The organism is Caulobacter sp. Root487D2Y, from assembly GCF_001427165.1.
Lineage (GTDB): Bacteria > Pseudomonadota > Alphaproteobacteria > Caulobacterales > Caulobacteraceae > Caulobacter.
The window spans coordinates 97,161-113,899 of sequence record NZ_LMFD01000003.1; the positions used below are offsets into that span (position 1 = coordinate 97,161).

Consider the following 16,739-nt stretch of genomic DNA (forward strand, 5'->3'; position numbering starts at 1 on the left):
GAATGTCGCAGGCAGAAAATCGCCGCCTTTCGACTGATTTCATTGAACTTTTCAACACATTCAGACTGGCCCGGTTCTGGCATGGGACGGCGCGGGGATGCCACCCCGCCGCAGGATCGCCATGTCTCGTTCATTCTTTGCTTCCGTTCTGGGGCTCGCCCTCGCCGCCGTCGCCCTGGTTTCGACCCCGGCCGACGCCAAGTCGCGCATCAAGGACATCGTCGCCTTCGAGGGCGTGCGCGACAACCAGCTGGTCGGCTACGGCATCGTCGTGGGCCTGAACGGTTCGGGCGACAGCCTGCGCAACGCGCCGATGACCAAGCAGAGCCTGGAAGCGATGCTCGAGCGCCAGGGCGTCAACGTCCGCGACGGCAACCTCAACACCAAGAACACCGCCGCCGTCATGGTCACGGCCAACCTGCCGCCGTTCTCGGCGGCCGGCGCGCGCATGGACGTCACGGTCTCGACCCTCGGCGACGCCAAGAGTCTGCTGGGCGGCACCCTGCTGGTCACCTCGCTGCAAGGCGCCGACGGCCAGACCTACGCGGTGGCCCAGGGCTCGGTGCAGACCGGCGCGGTCTCGGCCGGCGGGGCCTCGGGCAGTTCTGTCACGAAAGGTGTTCCGACCGCGGGCCGGATCGCCGCCGGCGGCATCATCGAAAAGGAGACCGGCTTCCAGATGGTGAGCATGGACGTGCTGCGCATGACCCTGCGCAATCCGGACTTCACCACCTCGCGTCGCATCGCCGACGCCATCAACGGCCGCTTCCCCAACTGCGCCCAGGCCCAGAACCCGACGATCGTCGCGGTCCGTCCGCCCGCCGGCATGGACATGATCAGCTTCGTCACCGCCATCGAGAACCTGGAGGTCGAACCCGACGCCCCGGCCAAGGTGATCATCGACGAGGTGGCCGGCGTGATCGTCATGGGCGACGACGTCCGCATCAGCCAGGTGGCGATCGCCCAGGGCAACCTGACCATCTCGGTCCAGGAGACTCCGGCCGTCAGCCAGCCGGCCCCGTTCAGCCAGGGCCAGACCAAGGTCGTCCCGCAGTCGACCGTCAGCGTCAACGAAGAGACCGGCCGGCAATTGCTGACCCTGGGCGGCGGCGCCTCGCTCAAGAGCCTGGTCGGCGGCCTCAACGCCCTGGGCGTCACCCCGCGCGACATGATCTCGATCCTGCAGGCCATCAAGGCCTCGGGCGCCCTGCAAGCCGAAATCGAGGTGATGTGATGAACCTCTCCACGATCGCGACCCCGCCCATGACTTCTGGCGTCGACATCGTCGGCCCGACCGCCGCCTCCACCGCCGAACTGCTCAAGCGCGGCAAGATCCGCGAGACGGCCCAGAAGTTCGAGGCCTCGTTCCTGTCGGTGATGATGCAGTCGATGACGGCCGGCATGAAGACGCCGGACATCGGCGGCGGCGGGGCCGGCGAGGACATGTTCAAGTCCCTTCTGGCCGAGGAGATGGCCAAGCAGGTCTCCAAGGCCGGCGGCATCGGCGTCGCCGCCGCCGTGCAGAAGGAAATGCTGAAGATGCAAGGTCTGAAGGAGTAGCCCATGGCCCTCACCGCCCTCGATTGCGACGACCGCGTCGAACAGCTGATCATCCTGACCGAGCGCCTGACCGACCTGATCGCCCGGCAGTCGGCCGCCTTCGAGGCTCGTCGTCCGCACGAGGCGGCGCAGTACGTCGACGAAGTGGCCAAGCTGGCCAACCTCTATCGCCACGAGTCGACCCGGGTCCGCGGCAACGTCGCCCTGGTGTCGGGCGCCTCGCTCCAGCGCCGCCAACGCCTGGTGCGCGCCACCGAGGCCTTCGACTCCGTCCTGGCCCGCCAGGGCCGCGCTGTCACCGCCGCCAAGACCGTCACCGAAGGCCTGGTTCGCGCCATCGCCCAGGAAGTCGCCGAACAACGCCCCACCGCCTCCGGCTACGGCCCCGGCGCCCAGGGCGCGGCCTATCGCCAGAACGGCACGGCGATCACGCTGAACCAACGGGCCTAAGGCTCGCCGGGGGCGATATCCGCTCGTCGGACCGAGGCGCGACGCCCCGCTTCACATCGCCAAAGACCACCTCGCCCCGCCCCCGCTTCATCGCGGGGGCGGGGCGATGCGCATGGGCTCCACGACCGTGACCGCCGTCACGCGTGGGCTTCGGCGGATGATGGGACGCTGCGTCGTCCGGGCCGTCGCCAGCCGCTCCGGACGCCATCAGTTCCACCCAGCGAAGGGGCCTGGTCCGCGCGGCCGGCCGCCCGCGCCGAACGGAGAGACACGCATGTCCAGCGAACACGGGCGGCTCCTTCGCGGATTGCCGCCAACCGGGGTCGAGGTCCAGGACCTGGTCCGATCAGAGTCAGGCTTCGGACGGTTCGGCCGGATGTTTCCGGACCTTCCCGTCGCCGTCTATGGCGCGGACACCCAGACCACCTTCCCCGGTTCGCTGGAGGCGCTGATCGCGCTGGCCGGCAGCATGCTCAAGGCCGATCCCGGCGCCCCGATCACCGAGGCAGAGCCCGAGGACGAGAACCCGGAGATCACCGCCGGCTACACCTATTTCGGCCAGTTCATCGACCACGACCTGACCTTCGACACCGCGTCCAGCCTGGACCGGGTGAACGATCCCCGCGCCGTGCAGGACTTCCGGACCTCGCGCTTCGACCTCGACAGCCTCTACGGCAAGGGCCCCTCGGATCAGCCCTATCTCTACAGGGCCGCCGACGGGTTCTGCAGCCTGCACCAGGGCGGCGACAAGGCGCCGACGGGCCTGCCGCCGCGCTTTGACCTGGCCCGCAACGCCGACGGCCGGGCCATGACGGGCGATCCCCGCAACGACGAGAACAAGCTGGTCTCGCAGTTCCACGCCCTGTTCACCGACTTCCACAACATCCTGATCGGCTTGACGCCCCAGGGAACGCCCGATCGCTTTCTCAAGGTCCAGCAGCAGGTGCGCTTCCACTACCAGTGGCTGGTGGTGAACGACTTCCTGAAGACGATCCTCGACCGGAACGTCTGGGCGACCTATTTCAGCCAGGGTCTGCCCGCCTTGCGCTTCTATCGCAAGGAGCCGGAAACCTACCCCTTCATCCCGGTGGAATTCGCGGTGGCGGCCTATCGCTTCGGCCACTCGATGATCCGGCCCAGCTATTCGCTCAACAATCCGGTGCTGACCGACATCGACGCAAAGCACCCGCGCATCCCCGTGTTCTCGGGCGATCCGGAACCCCGCAACAATCTGAACGGCTTTGGCCCCCTTCCCGATTTCTGGGGGATCGACTGGAGCTTCTTCTTCGCCGGAGTGGCCGCCACGAGCGCCCTCGACGGTCAGATCGTTCCGCAGCCCAGCTACCGGATCGACTCCCTGCTGGTCGGCCAGCTCGCCGAGCTTCCCGAGATGCAGGGCCAGACGCCCGACTGGCGCCGCTCGCTGGCGGCCCGCAACCTGGTGCGGGGACGCGCGCTCGGCCTGCCCTCCGGCCAGCGCGTCGCCCTGGCGATCGGCGAGACGCCCCTGAGCGACGACGCGCTGTGGCGCGACCCCGGCAACCTCGATGCGGCGACCGCCGCCAAGCGCCTGGCCGTGTACGACCAGTTCCATGGGTTCAAGATGAACGCCCCGCTCTGGTACTACGTGCTGCGCGAGGCCGAGATCACCCAGAAGGACGGCGGATCGCTTGGCGGTCACCGGCTGGGCGTGGTGGGCAGCACGATCGTGGCGGAGACCTTCGCGGCGCTGCTGCTCAACGACCAGTTCTCCTATCTGAGCGTCTTTCCGGCCTTCCAGCCGGATCTGGAGGGCGAGGATCCGGCAAGCTTCACCATCGCGTCGCTGATCAACTTCGTGGACCGGCATCACTGACGATCCGCCGCTCCACCCCCACGGCGTCGAGGAAGTCCTGGTCGTGACTGGCGATCAGCAGGGCGCCGTCATAGCCCGCCAGGGCGCTCTCCACCGCCTGGACCGAGTCGAGGTCCAGGTGGTTGGTCGGCTCGTCCAGGATCAGCAGCTGGGGCGGCTCGGCGGCCATCAGCACGCAGGCCAGGGCGGCCCGCAAACGCTCGCCGCCGCTGAGCGTGGCCACCGTCTGGTGGGCGGCGACGTTGCGGAACAGGAACCGCGCCAGGGCGGCGTGGGCCTCGTTCTGGCCGGCGGCCGGGTTCAGGCGACGGAAGTTCTCCAGGATGGTCTGGGTCTCGTCCAGCACCGCCGCCCGCTGGTCCAGCAGGGCCGCCGGAACGCCGCGGGTCACGGCGCCGGCGGTGGGCGCGAGGCCGCCGGTCGCCAGCCGGATCAGGGTCGACTTGCCCGTCCCATTGGCGCCGACCAATCCCACGCGCTCGGGACCGGTCAGACGGAAGCTCAGGTTCGACAGCACCGGCGGCCCCTCCGGATAGGCGAGGCCGACGGCGTCGAAATCCAGCACCAGCCGCCCGGCGGGCAGGCCGCAGGACGGCAGGTCGAAGGCCAGGCGGCGCAGACGCTCGACCCGGGCGTCGGCGGCCTCGCGGGCCTGTGCGGCGTCGTGGGCGGCGCGATCGGCCAGCCGTCCATCGCGCGCGCCGCTCAACTCGGCCCGCTCGGCCTGGGCGCCCAGCAGGATCTTCGGCTCGCTGCCCTTGGCGGCGAACCTGCGGCCGGCGGCGTCGCGGCGCGCCTTGCGCTCACGGGCGACCTGGGCCTCGCGGGCCGCCTGGCGCACCTGGCGCTCGGCGGCCTCCAGGCCGTGCTCGGCGGCGGCCACGGCCTGGGCCTTGCGTTCGGCGTAGAGGTCGTAGCCGCCGCCGTAGCTGGTCGCGCCCAGGCTGCTCAGCTCGACGATGCGGTCCATGCCGCGCAGCAGGGCCCGGTCATGGCTGACCACCACCGCCCCGCCCTTCCAGCGCCGCAACACGTCGGCCAGCAGGCTGCGGGCGGCGGCGTCGAGATTGTTGGTCGGCTCGTCCAGCAGGACGACGTCGGGAGCGGCGATCAGCAGCCCGGCCAAGGCCGCGCGGGTCATCTGGCCGCCGCTGAGCTCGGCCGCCGGAAGCGAGGCGTCCCAGCGCGACAGCCCGATCTCGGCCAGGGCGGCGGCGACGCGGCCCGGCAAGGTCCAGTCGGCCTCGACGAGGTCCTCCTGCGTCCCCTCCTCCGCCTCGATGCGGCACAGCCGGTCCCAGGCGGGTCCGACGCCCAGCAGGTCGGCCAGGCGCGCGCCCGGCGGCGGGGCGTGCAGCTGCGGCAGCACCCCGACGACGCCGGCGCGATTGATCGTCCCCGAGGTCGGCGCGCGGGCCCCGGCGATCAGCAACAGCAGCGTGGACTTGCCCACGCCGTTGCGGCCCACCAGGCCGATGCGCTCGGCCCCGATGGTCAGGTTCAGATGGTCGAAGAGGACGCGGCCGTCAGGGGCGGCGGCGCTGACGGAATCCAGGGTGATGAAGGCGGGCATGGGAAACCACGGTCAGGTCAGTGGGAAGGGCGAAACGGTCGTCCATCGCAATGTCCATGGTTGCCTCCATCGGTCGGCCCGGGGTTTCGAGCACGACTTTCTAAGCGATCGACCGGCGTTCGGCAAGTTTCGGCCGACCGCAAGGATCGGGTGTCGGCCTGGTCCGGCCGACGTCAGGATCAGGCTCCGATCTCAGGAGCCCGCCATGTCCTTCACCGTTTCCAGCTTGCCGATCGAGCCGTTCGCGCCGCTGTTCGCCCTCGACGACGCGACCCTGGCCGAGCGCGGCATGCTGCGCGTCGTCGCCGACGCGCCGTTCGCCTTTCCGTGCCGCGTGACCTTGGAGGACGCCGCGCCGGGCGAGACCCTGATCCTGCTGAACCACGAGCATCAGGCCGCCGACACGCCGTTCCGCTCGCGCCACGCCATCTATGTCCGTGAAGCCGCCCGGGCCCCGGCCTCGACCAACGACGCCCTGCCCCCGGCCCTGCGCCGCCGATTGCTGTCCCTGCGCGGATTCGACGCGGCCGGCATGCTGCGCGACGCCGACGTGATCGAGGGCGCCGTCGCCGTCCCGGTGATCGAGAGAATGCTGGAAAATCCCGACGTGGCCTACCTGCACGCCCATTACGCCAAGCCCGGTTGCTACGCTGCAAGGATCGACCGCGCGACCTAGACTTCGTCCGCGAACGGTAGCGGTCTCAATTGCAACTTAACCCCGATCTCCTAGGGTGCCGCTCAAGCCAGAAGGCAGAAAGGGCGCGCAGCTCATGAGGCGTACGATCGGCAGGCTCGAGCCCATACCGACGCAGGAAATCGTCGGGTCGTACCTGCCGATTCTGCGTGGCTATCTGGTGGCCGCCGCGACCTATTACTGCGTGATCAGCCTGTCGCACCCCTTCTATGAAAAGGGCGCGGCCCTGGTCGTGCTGGAGGGGCTGGCGGTGGTCGCCGCCGCGGCCGGATTCTGGCTGTGGCGCCGGCTGAAGACCAACCCGCCCCGGATGCCAGCGCTGGAAGCCGCCGCCGTGGCGATGAACGCGCTCTTCATGGCCAATGTCGCGGCCTACCAGTCCTTCCACTTCGAACCGGCCAAGCTGGTCTATTTCGTGCTGATGGCCCTGGTGTTCGCCACCTCGGCCCCGACCCGGCGCGTGGCCCTGGCCAGCGTCGGCGCGGCGACCGTCGGCCTTGTGCTGATGGCCCGCAACGCGCCGGGCGACCTGGTCAGCCAGTACGGCTTCATCGGCGTGGCCGGCGCCTTCGCCGCCCTGGGCATGTCGACCCTGATGCGCGGCGCGGTGATGCGCGAACTGCGGGCCCGCCTGGCGTCCGACGCCCTCAACCGCAAGCTCGAGTCCGAGCTCGAGGAGAACCGCCGCCTGCGGACCGAGGCCCAGGAGCTGGCCGTCGTCGCCCAGACCGCCAGCCGGGTGAAGACCGAATTCCTCGAGACCATGAGCCACGAGATCCGCACGCCCCTGAACGGCGTGCTGGGCATGGCCCAGGCCATGGAGCGGGACACGCTGTCGGCCGCCCAGCGCGCCCGTCTGGCCATGATCCACGACTCCGGCGCCACCCTGCTGGACGTGATCAACGCGGTGCTCGACATCTCGCGGATCGAGGCGGGCAAGATGGAGATCGTCCGGGCGCCGTTCGACCTGGACGCCCTGACCCACACCCTGGGCCAACTCTATGGCGGCCTGGCCCACGACAAGGGTCTGGCGTTCACCCTCGAGGTCGCGCCCGGAGCCGGCGGCTGGCGCGACGGCGACGTCGCGCGGCTGCGCCAGGTGCTCAGCAACCTGATCTCCAACGCCATCAAGTTCACCGACTCGGGCCACGTGGCCGTGCGCATCGGCGGCGACGCCTCGACCCTGACCTGCGCCGTGACCGACACCGGCCTGGGCGTGCCCGAGGCCCGCCGCGCCCAGATCTTCGAGAAGTTCGTCCAGGTCGACGGATCGAGCACGCGCCGCACGGGCGGCAGCGGGCTGGGCCTGGCCATCTGCCGCGAGCTGATGACGCTGATGGGCGGCCAGATCAGCTTCGAAAGCCCGGCCCAGGGCGGCGCCTGCTTCACCTTCGAGGCGCCCTGCCCGGCCCTGGCGCCGCTGGCCCCGCCGGCGCCCGCGCAAGCGGCGCACGACGAACCGGCGATGGACGGCGAATTGAAGATGCTGGTCGTCGACGACAACGCCACCAACCGCACCGTCCTCCAGGCCATGCTGAGCCATATGGGCGTCGCCTGCGGCGTGGCGCGGGACGGTCACGAGGCGGTGGCGATGTGGGAGGCGGCCCCCTGGGACGCCATCCTGATGGACATCCACATGCCGGGCATGGACGGGCTGGAGGCCGGTCGGGTCATCCGCGCGCGCGAGGTGGTCGAGGGCCGGAGCCGCACGCCGATCCTGGCGGTCACCGCCAGCGTCCTGACCCACGAGACCGACCGCTATCTCGCCGCCGGCATGGACGGCTTCGTGGCCAAGCCGATCGCGGCCCAACGCCTGGTGGCGGCCTTGGACGCGGCCTTGAGCGGTCCACCGAAAGGCGCGGCCGCGGCGGTGCTGGGGTAACTGCTCCAGCTACATCCTAGAGCTGTCATCCCGGACGTAGCGCAGCGATGATCCGGGACCGCCGGAAGCGCCGAGTTCACGCGTCGGTCCCGGATCGGCGCTGCGCTACGTCCGGGATGACAGCGTCTTTGACGGCTGAAAGATCGGGCGACGCCGATCGAGCCGCCTAGAAGCTCAGCGCGCCCAGGTCGACGATGATCTTGAGGGCCCAGATCGTGCAGGCGACGCAGACCACCAGGGTGATGATGTCGTCGATCTCGGACCGCTGGCGAGCGACCTTGGCGGCCTTGCCGCCCTTGCCCTTGCCCTTGGCCGGAGCTTCCGAGGCCGCGGGGGTCGCCGGCTTCGCATCCATTTTCGCCGCCGCCTTGGCCACGCTGGTCGTCCTCGAACGGCGCGCTCGATGCGCGGCCTTGCTTCGTTAGACACCGGCGGTGCTGAAGGTTGCGCTTCCAAAGGCGGTTTATTGTTCGTGAACGCTGTAACCTTGACCCGCCCCGCCGCGAACTGATCCTCGACGGTCAACAGGGACGCGCGCCATGACACGAACGACGATGCGGAAGACGGCCTGGGCCAGCCTGGCGGCCGGCGGCGTCCTGGCGGCGGCCGTCGGGGCCTGGGCCCTGTCGGCCCCGGGGGCGGCCGCCGGCGGCTCGGCCCAACGCCCGGTGGTGCTGGAGCTGTTCCAGAGCCAGGGCTGTTCGTCCTGCCCGCCGGCCAACGCCAATCTCAACGCCGTCGCCGACCGGCCCGATGTCCTGGCGCTCAGCTTCGGGGTCACCTATTGGGACCAGCTGGGCTGGAAGGACACCTTCGCCAAGCCGGCCTTCACCGACCGGCAGAAGGCCTATGCCCGCGGCCTGGGCGCCCAGTTGGGCACGCCGCAGATGGTGGTCGAGGGCCGCGAAGACCTGATCGGCGTGAACGCCCGCGAGCTTGACGCCGCCCTGCGCCGCGCCCGGCCGGCCGTGGACGCCAGCGTCGCCCTGTCGCGCGGCCGGGTCGAGATCGGAGCGGGCCAAGCGCCCAAGGCCGGCGCCGATGTCTGGCTGGTGCGCTACGATCCGCGCGTCCAGCAAGTGGCCATCCAGCGCGGCGAGAACAACGGCAAGACCCTGCCCCACCGCGACGTGGTCCGTGAACTGACCCGGCTGGGCGGCTGGAACGGCGCGCCCGTCGCGTTCGCCACCCTGCCGCCCGCGGATCCGGCCCTGCGCACGGCGGTGCTGGTCCAGGCCAAGAACGGCGGCCCGATCCTGGCGGCGGCGCGGCTCTAGTTCAGAAGCGTGACGGACGCCGAAACCGGCATCCACTTTCGGCTGTCACGCTCTAGCCGCCGTAACGCTTCTTCACGTCGTCGGTCAGGACGTTGCAGAGCTTCATCTGGTCCTTAAGGAAGGCCTTGTCGACCTCGCCGGCCTTGTGGAACCGCGGGATCAGCGTCGAGGCGAATTGGAAGCGCGCCTCGACCACCTCCTCACGCTTGACCTGGCCGACCAGCACCAAGGTGTCGAGCGCGTCGTTCAGCGAGGGCGTGTAGAGCGTCTTTTCCGGGATGAAGAGCGGCTTGTAGAGAATGCCCCCGCCTGGCGCGATGATCGTGCCGGCCTCCAGGTCGGGATTCGACAGGAAGAACCGGGTCATGTCGCAGGCGGCCAGGGCGTCCGCCCATCCCTGCGCCTTGTTGATGTCCAGCGACGCGAACACCGACGGCTCGGCGGCGTGGCCGGGCGCGGCCACGAGCAGGGCGGCGAACGAAGCGGCGGCGGCGAGAATCTGGCGAACCCTGTTCATGCGACAACCTTAGGAACCTTCGCCGGACTTAGACAAGGGGCGAGCTTGACCACACAGCGAGCCTCCTGCTGACACCTACTGTCAGCAGCTGGAGCAAGCACGCACCCGCGACATTTGTTCGCATCTTGTTCTTGTGTTAATTCCCGTCCCGCGCCCTACATATAGCCGTCGCGCCGCGGCTCCCCCCACGGCCCCCACGCGTTCCGGAAAACATGGCTGAACAACTGAACTTCATCCGCGTGCGCGGCGCGCGGGAGCACAATCTCAAGAACGTCAGCGTCGACATCCCGCGGGGAGAGCTCGTCGTGCTGACCGGCTTGTCGGGCTCGGGCAAGAGCTCGCTGGCGTTCGACACCATCTACGCCGAGGGGCAGCGCCGCTATGTCGAGAGCCTCTCGGCCTACGCCCGCCAGTTCCTGGAGCTGATGAGCAAGCCGGACGTCGACCTGATCGAGGGCCTGTCGCCGGCCATCTCGATCGAGCAGAAGACCACCTCGCGCAACCCGCGCTCGACGGTGGGCACGGTCACCGAGATCCACGACTACATGCGCCTGCTGTGGGCGCGGGTCGGCGTTCCCTATTCGCCGGCCACCGGCCTGCCGATCGAGAGCCAGACCATCAGCCAGATGGTCGACAAGATCACCGCCCTGCCCGAAGGCACCCGTCTCTACCTGCTGGCCCCGGTCGTCCGCGACCGCAAGGGCGAATATCGGAAAGAGATCGCCGAGTGGCAGAAGGCCGGCTTCCAGCGGCTGAAGATCGACGGCGAGTTCTATCCGATCGAGGACGCCCCGATCCTCGACAAGAAGTTCAAGCACGACATCGACGTGGTCGTGGACCGCATCGTCACCAAGCCGGGCATGGAGCAGCGTCTAGCTGACTCGATGGAGCAGGCGCTCCGTCTCGCCGATGGCCTGGCGGTCGCCGAGTGGGCTAATGTCGAGGAAGGCGAGAAGGAGCCGCGCCGGCTGCTGTTCTCCGAACGCTTCGCTTGCCCGGTCAGCGGCTTCACGATCGCCGAGATCGAGCCGCGGCTGTTCTCGTTCAACAACCCGGCGGGCGCCTGTCCGGCCTGCGACGGCCTGGGGGCCAAGCTGGCCTTCGACGCCGACCTGGTCATTCCCGACAAGGACAAGAGCCTGCACAAGGGCGCCGTCTCGCCCTGGGCGAAAGGGCCTTCGCCGCTCTACACCCAGACCCTGCAGGCCCTGGCCCGCCACTACGGCTTCTCGATGGACGAGCCCTGGCACAAGCTGCCGGAAAGCGCCCGCCAGATCGTGCTGCAAGGCTCCAAGGGCGAGAAGATCAAGTTCGTCTACGACGACAACGCCCGCAAATACGAAGTGGCCAAGCCCTTCGAGGGCGTGCTGCCGAACCTCGAGCGCCGCTGGCGCGAGACCGACTCCAGCTGGGTGCGCGAGGAGCTGGGCCGCTACCAGTCCGACACCCCCTGCGAGGTCTGCCACGGCAAGCGCCTGAAGCCCGAAGCCCTGGCCGTGAAGATCCATGGCCTGGACATCGCCGCCGTCTCGAACCTGGCCATCCGCCCGGCCCGCGACTGGTTCACGGCGCTGGAAGGCCACCTCTCCGACAAGCAGATGGAGATCGCCCGGCGGATCCTGAAGGAGATCAACGACCGCCTGCGGTTCCTGGTCGACGTGGGCCTGGACTATCTGAACCTGTCGCGCGGCTCGGGCACCCTGTCGGGCGGCGAGAGCCAGCGCATCCGCCTGGCCAGCCAGATCGGCAGCGGCCTGACCGGCGTGCTCTACGTGCTGGACGAGCCGTCGATCGGCTTGCACCAGCGCGACAACACCCGCCTGCTGCAGTCGCTGCAGGGCCTGCGCGACCTGGGCAACTCGGTGCTGGTGGTCGAGCACGACGAGGAAGCCATCCTCACCGCCGACTATGTGATCGACATGGGTCCGGCGGCGGGCGTGCACGGCGGCGAGATCGTCGCCGAGGGCAAGCCGGCCGACATCATGGCCAATCCCAACAGCATCACCGGCCAGTATCTGACCGGCGTGCGCGAGATCGAGGTGCCCGAACAGCGCCGGCCGATCAACAAGAAGAAGATGCTGCGGGTCGTCGGGGCCAGGGGCAACAATCTGAAGGACGTCACCGGCGAGATCCCGGTCGGCGCCTTCACCTGCATCACCGGCGTGTCGGGCGGCGGCAAGTCGACCTTCACGATCGAGACCCTGTACAAGGCCGCCGCGCGCCGCCTGAACAACGCCAGCGACGCCCCGGCCTCGCACGAGCGGATCGAGGGGCTGGAGAACTTCGACAAGGTCATCGACATCGACCAGTCGCCGATCGGCCGGACCCCGCGCTCGAACCCGGCCACCTACACCGGCGCCTTCGGCCCGATCCGCGACTGGTTCGCCCAGCTGCCGGAAAGCAAGGCGCGCGGCTACGGCCCCGGCCGCTTCAGCTTCAACGTCAAGGGCGGCCGCTGCGAGGCCTGCCAGGGCGACGGCCTGATCAAGATCGAGATGCACTTCCTGCCCGACGTCTACGTCACCTGCGACGTCTGCCGGGGCCAGCGCTACAACCGCGAAACCCTGGACATTCTGTTCAAGGGCAAGACCATCGCCGACGTCCTGGACATGACGGTCGAGGAGGCCGCCGACTTCTTCAAGGCCGTGCCGCCGATCCGCGACAAGATGGAGACCCTCAAGCGCGTGGGCCTCAGCTACATCAAGGTCGGCCAGCAGGCGACGACCCTGTCGGGCGGCGAGGCCCAGCGGGTGAAGCTGTCCAAGGAGCTCAGCAAGCGCGCCACCGGCCGCACGCTGTACATCCTCGACGAGCCGACCACCGGCCTGCACTTCGAGGACACCAAGAAGCTGCTGGAAGTGCTGCACGAGCTGGTCGACCAGGGCAACACCGTGGTCGTCATCGAGCATAACCTGGACGTCGTGAAGACCGCCGACTGGCTGGTGGACTTCGGTCCCGAAGGCGGCGACGGAGGCGGCGAGATCGTCGCCGTGGGCTCGCCCCAGGACGTGGCCAAGGTCGAGACCAGCTGGACCGGCCGCTATCTGAAGGACGTCCTGGCCCGCCACGAGGAGCGGCGGCTGGAGCGCGTCGCGGCCCTGAAGGCGGCCAAGCGGGCCTAGGGCTCGGCGGCGATCCGGTCAACCGGGTCGCCCGCCAGCTCGCGGCAGACATGGGCCAGCGGGGCGACCTGGATCGCCGTCGCCAGGGCGTTGGTGACGCCCGACATCAGCCGGAGCGGCAGCTGGCCGAGCGGGAACGCGGCCTCTAGGGCTTCTGAGAGGGACGGAGAGCCCAGCAGGCCTGGCGGTCGGTTGGCCTGCAGCAGGTTGGCGACCACGTCGCGCGCGAACTGGCTGAACACACTGATCAAGCCGGCTATGACCATGACCGTGACCAGGATCCCGGCCAGCTGAAGATGGCGCCCCCGGGTCAGGGCGACGGACTCGCGCACCGTCAGACGCCGTCGGGCGATGGTCAGCGGCGCGGCGAGGGCGAGCCGGGCGCCCAGGATCGCCAGCATGACCATGGTCCCGGTCATGCCCAGGGCGCCGAACGAGCGCGGGCCCAGCCCCAGGAATCCGATGGCCAAGCCGATCAGGATTCCCGTGACCAAAATCCCGATCACCTGCACTGGAGCCGCGAGCAAGAGCAGTCGAAGCTCATCGCCTCCGAACCGCGGCCAGGCGCCGCGGTCGCCCGGGCGGATCACCGCGCGCATCACCGCCGCCCCGACGATGGCGAAGGCCAGCAGATCGACGACCGCCGCGAAGATCCCGGTCGCGACCGCCAGGCGTCCGACACTTCCCCCGGCCGCGACGCCCTGCGCGAAAGCCAGTTTGGATCCCCTGACCGCCAGGCTTTCCACGGTGAATAACAGAGCCCAGCAAGCCGCCGCCGCCGGCCTACGGGCGACGAGCCGGAAACCGGACAGGACAGCGTCGCGCCAGGGCAGGGTCTTGGAGGTCATGGCCCGCCCCCTAGCTGAACACTTCGGCCTGGTTTTCCGGACGGGTTTCGGCGATGTCGCGATAGACGGCGGCGGCGGGCGCGTAGGTCACGGCGGTCAGCACGCCGCCGACCGCCCCGCCGAACACCAGATAGGCGATGCGGGCGGGGCTGAAATAGGCCGCCAGGGTGGTCATGTCGGGCTGGAAGACCTCGCTCGCGGCCCGGCTGAAGTCGCCGCCGGCGAAGGCTACGCTGACGCCGAAATAGAGCGTCGTCATCACCAGGTAGATCGGGATCATCAGCGCCACGGCCAAACCATAGGCGCCCAGCAGCGGCCAGAACCGTCCCTTGGTCAGCCGCCACGACTCGAACACCCGCAGCCGGCGCTCGGCGAAGGTCATCACCCCGGCCAGGGACAGGCGGACCGCGAAATAGACCAGGCCGATCAGGACGAGCAGATAGCCCAGCAGCGTCACCAGGACCACGCCGGCCGTCGCGCCGACCGACTCGCCGTGGCCAAAGCCGCTCCCGATCGCAACCCCGAGAATGGCCACGGGAATGAACAGCGCGAGGGACAGCACGGCGAACAACAGGCTCACGATCACCGACAGCAGGATCAGCCGCAGTTCGTCGCCGCCGAACCGAAGCCGGGTCAGCGGCGCCTCGGTCGGTCGCAGGATCGCGCGGTAGACGGCCGCTCCCATGATCGAGGCGATCAGAATCGTACCGACGATCGCCACGCCTTCGCCGATCAGGAATCCGACCATGATCTCGGGAGACATCGTCCCGGCTTTCGACTCGCCCATGAAACGACCGAAGCCCGACTGGATCATCGCCGCCGTCAGCGCCATGCCGGCCGCCAGGTTGAAGACCGCCCAGATCGCGATCGTCCTGGGCTCGCGCCGGATCAGGCGAAAGCCCGCGAACGCGGCTTCCGTCATTTTGAATTGCACTTTGAACACCCCCGAAACTGGCGGGCATCCTCGCGTCGCGCTTGGCGGATGGCAAGCGCCCTGGCCGCGGCCGGGAAGGCGACCGCCTAATCGAACAGGCGGCTTGCCTGGCCATCGCGGGTCAGTAGGTCAATCGAAGGCCGCGGCCTGCTCGCGGGCCCGGTCGCCGGCTAGGGCCTGATAAATCGCCGCGCCGGGCGCCGCCTGCAGGATCACGGCCAAGCCGAACAGCAGGCCCTGCAGCAGAAGGAAAGCCAGTTGGACGGGCGCGAAGCCCGACTTCAGCACGGCGCTCCAGGCGCCATAGGAACGCCAGGTGAAGAGCGGAAGGTCTTGCGTCACTCGATTGAGCACGATGTTGGCGCCGACGCCCACCAGCAGGGCGGCGGCCATCGCCGCCACATAGACCCCGTACACCTTCCAGGGATGCGGCGCCGTCAAGCGCCAGGCCCGCCGAAGACCGATCCGGCCGTCGCGCACCACCATCGCGCCCGCGGGCCATAGGCGGCTGACCGGCCCGAACACGCCCAGGGCGCCGATCGCCATCGCGCTCCACATCAGGACGTTCAGCTTGGGGCCGGCGGCATGGATCGCGGCGCCGATCCCCGCGCCCACGAACATGACCACGAGCACCATCAGCAGAGCCGGCACGATCAACAGCCAAAGGACGAACAGCCTGGCCTCGTCGCCGCCCAGCCTGACTAGGCCGCCGCCGGTCGCGTCCGCCCCGATCGCGCGGGCGACGGCCGCCCCCACGATCGAGACCACCACGCCCGTCGCCAGCAAGGCGCCCAGGCCGGCCAGCAGCGGCGTGGCTAGCGGCGGCCCACCGCCGAAGAGCGCGAAATGGTTGGCGACGATGCTCGCCAGCCGGCCGGCGAGGCTGATCAGCACGCCCGTCAGCGCCAGGCCGACGGTCGCCAAGGGCCGACGACGCAACAGCGCCAACGGCGCCAGGGCGGCCTGGCCGAACGCGAAGTCCGCCATCCGCCGCGCCTAGCCGAAGGTCTCCGAGACGTCGCGGCCCCTGAGTTGGGCGTAGATGGTCGGGGCCGGGGCGAAGACGATCAGCAGGACCAGGATCGACAGCGTCCCCGAGAACAGCGTCCGCACGATGCCGGCCGGGGTGAAGAACGTGGCCAGCGAGCTCATGTCGGGATTGAAGGCGTCGGCCATGGCCGAGATCCCGCCGCCCAGGGTGGCCCCGATCACGGCGATGATCACCAGCAGCAGCGCATAGACGACGAACGCCAGGACCATCGCGACGAAGTACGAGCCCAACAGCGGCCAGAACCGGCCCTTGGTCAGGGCCCAGGAGTCGCGGATGCTGACCTTGCCGGTGTCGAACGTCAGGGCGCCGGCGAACGACAGCCGCACGGCCAGGAAGATCATCGCCGCCAGCACGCCCAGCCCCAACAGCAGGCCCAGAAGCACGCCGGCCGCGCTGCCGCCGACGGCGACGGCGATGCCGATGCCGACGCCCGCCACGATCACCAGGCCGAAATAGGCGGCCAGCAGGATCAGGTTGACCAGGACCAGCACGGCGGCCTGCCGCAGTTCGTCGGCGCCGAGGCGCAGATGGGCGCCGGCGCTGTCGTGGGGCCGCAGCACCAGGCGATTAACGCCGGCCAGCAGGATCGAATAGATCACCAGGCTGTAGAGGGCCGAAAACAGGAACAGCGGCCCCATGCCCTCCATGGCCTTGAGCGTGGCCTGAGGGTCGGTGCTCGGCTCGGCGCTGAGCTCCATCATCGCCGCCATCTGCGGTCCGGCCAGCTTGATCGTGGCGATGCTGACGATCAGCGAGGCGATCGTCATCAGCACCGCCCATACACCCACCGTCTTCAGGTGCTCGCGCACCAGACGAAAGCCCGACAGCGCCGCGTCGGTGGCCGAGAATTGTTGTTGCATGACCTGTTTCGCCCCTCAAAGCCCCTCACGCCTAACAAGGTTCGCGGCCGCGCGACAGCCCCGCGGGGCGGTTTGCCCTGTGCAAACGCTTCGGCCAATTCTAACGTTCGTTTGAA

General features: G+C 69.2%; 15 protein-coding genes. 8 read left to right on the forward strand and 7 right to left on the reverse strand.

Going from position 1 to position 16,739, the window contains the following annotated elements:
- Positions 1 to 121: 121 nt before the first annotated feature.
- The 4 genes from ASD38_RS06255 (at position 122) to ASD38_RS06270 (ending at position 3,865) form a co-directional block, all read left to right on the forward strand.
- Positions 122 to 1,234: a flagellar basal body P-ring protein FlgI gene (locus ASD38_RS06255; RefSeq protein ID WP_056438004.1), complete on the forward strand. Its 1,113-nt coding sequence runs from the start codon at positions 122 to 124 to the stop codon at positions 1,232 to 1,234.
- Entirely contained in the window at positions 1,234 to 1,560 is a 327-nt protein-coding gene (locus tag ASD38_RS06260; RefSeq protein WP_056438007.1) for a rod-binding protein, read from the forward strand. Before ASD38_RS06255 ends, ASD38_RS06260 begins: the two co-directional genes overlap by 1 nt.
- A 3-nt stretch (positions 1,561 to 1,563) precedes the next feature.
- On the forward strand, positions 1,564 to 2,010 hold the full coding sequence (locus ASD38_RS06265) for a hypothetical protein (RefSeq protein ID WP_056438010.1): 447 nt from the start codon (positions 1,564 to 1,566) through the stop codon (positions 2,008 to 2,010).
- A gap of 274 nt (positions 2,011 to 2,284) precedes the next feature.
- The gene (locus ASD38_RS06270; RefSeq protein ID WP_082560686.1) at positions 2,285 to 3,865 is read left to right on the forward strand and encodes a peroxidase family protein; all 1,581 of its coding nucleotides are present in this window, start codon (positions 2,285 to 2,287) and stop codon (positions 3,863 to 3,865) included.
- Here the strand turns inward: ASD38_RS06270 and ASD38_RS06275 are convergent.
- Positions 3,840 to 5,438: an ABC-F family ATP-binding cassette domain-containing protein gene (locus ASD38_RS06275; RefSeq protein WP_056458627.1), complete on the reverse strand. Its 1,599-nt coding sequence runs from the start codon at positions 5,436 to 5,438 to the stop codon at positions 3,840 to 3,842. The genes ASD38_RS06270 and ASD38_RS06275 overlap by 26 nt on opposite strands.
- 205 nt (positions 5,439 to 5,643) lie before the next feature.
- Between ASD38_RS06275 and ASD38_RS06280 the strand changes: the two genes are divergently transcribed.
- Positions 5,644 to 6,114, forward strand: a complete 471-nt coding sequence (locus ASD38_RS06280) for a DUF1203 domain-containing protein (protein ID WP_056438019.1) — start codon at positions 5,644 to 5,646, stop codon at positions 6,112 to 6,114.
- A gap of 94 nt (positions 6,115 to 6,208) precedes the next feature.
- Positions 6,209 to 8,014: an ATP-binding protein gene (locus tag ASD38_RS06285; protein ID WP_056438022.1), complete on the forward strand. Its 1,806-nt coding sequence runs from the start codon at positions 6,209 to 6,211 to the stop codon at positions 8,012 to 8,014.
- A 166-nt stretch (positions 8,015 to 8,180) separates the two neighbouring features.
- Here ASD38_RS06285 and ASD38_RS06290 read toward each other — a convergent pair whose 3' ends face one another.
- Positions 8,181 to 8,369 (reverse strand): hypothetical protein, encoded by a 189-nt coding sequence (locus ASD38_RS06290; RefSeq protein WP_056458630.1) that lies wholly within the window; start codon positions 8,367 to 8,369, stop codon positions 8,181 to 8,183.
- 184 nt (positions 8,370 to 8,553) lie between these two features.
- Here ASD38_RS06290 and ASD38_RS06295 point away from each other — a divergent pair, with 184 nt between their 5' ends.
- Positions 8,554 to 9,291 carry a DUF1223 domain-containing protein gene (locus ASD38_RS06295; RefSeq protein ID WP_056438027.1) on the forward strand — a complete coding sequence of 246 codons (738 nt, stop codon included), beginning with the start codon at positions 8,554 to 8,556 and terminating at the stop codon, positions 9,289 to 9,291.
- Positions 9,292 to 9,343: 52 nt separating this feature from the next.
- Here the strand turns inward: ASD38_RS06295 and ASD38_RS06300 are convergent, their stop codons facing one another.
- Positions 9,344 to 9,808, reverse strand: a complete 465-nt coding sequence (locus ASD38_RS06300) for a hypothetical protein (RefSeq protein ID WP_056458633.1) — start codon at positions 9,806 to 9,808, stop codon at positions 9,344 to 9,346.
- A gap of 212 nt (positions 9,809 to 10,020) precedes the next feature.
- On the opposite strand from ASD38_RS06300, the gene uvrA reads away from it, so the two are divergent.
- Positions 10,021 to 12,930 carry an excinuclease ABC subunit UvrA gene (uvrA, locus tag ASD38_RS06305; protein WP_056458635.1) on the forward strand — a complete coding sequence of 970 codons (2,910 nt, stop codon included), beginning with the start codon at positions 10,021 to 10,023 and terminating at the stop codon, positions 12,928 to 12,930.
- Here uvrA and ASD38_RS06310 read toward each other — a convergent pair.
- The 4 genes from ASD38_RS06310 to ASD38_RS06325 all read right to left on the reverse strand — a co-directional run bounded on the left by ASD38_RS06310 (position 12,927) and on the right by ASD38_RS06325 (position 16,623).
- Positions 12,927 to 13,778, reverse strand: a complete 852-nt coding sequence (locus tag ASD38_RS06310; RefSeq protein WP_056458636.1) for a hypothetical protein — start codon at positions 13,776 to 13,778, stop codon at positions 12,927 to 12,929. The genes uvrA and ASD38_RS06310 overlap by 4 nt on opposite strands.
- A 10-nt stretch (positions 13,779 to 13,788) precedes the next feature.
- On the reverse strand, positions 13,789 to 14,700 hold the full coding sequence (locus ASD38_RS06315; protein WP_056458639.1) for a hypothetical protein: 912 nt from the start codon (positions 14,698 to 14,700) through the stop codon (positions 13,789 to 13,791).
- A gap of 141 nt (positions 14,701 to 14,841) precedes the next feature.
- Positions 14,842 to 15,699, reverse strand: coding sequence for a hypothetical protein (locus tag ASD38_RS06320; protein WP_056458642.1), 858 nt, complete (start codon positions 15,697 to 15,699; stop codon positions 14,842 to 14,844).
- 9 nt (positions 15,700 to 15,708) lie between these two features.
- A complete protein-coding gene (locus ASD38_RS06325) occupies positions 15,709 to 16,623 on the reverse strand; it encodes a hypothetical protein (protein WP_056458645.1) in 915 nt (304 codons plus the stop codon).
- Positions 16,624 to 16,739 lie beyond the last annotated feature (116 nt).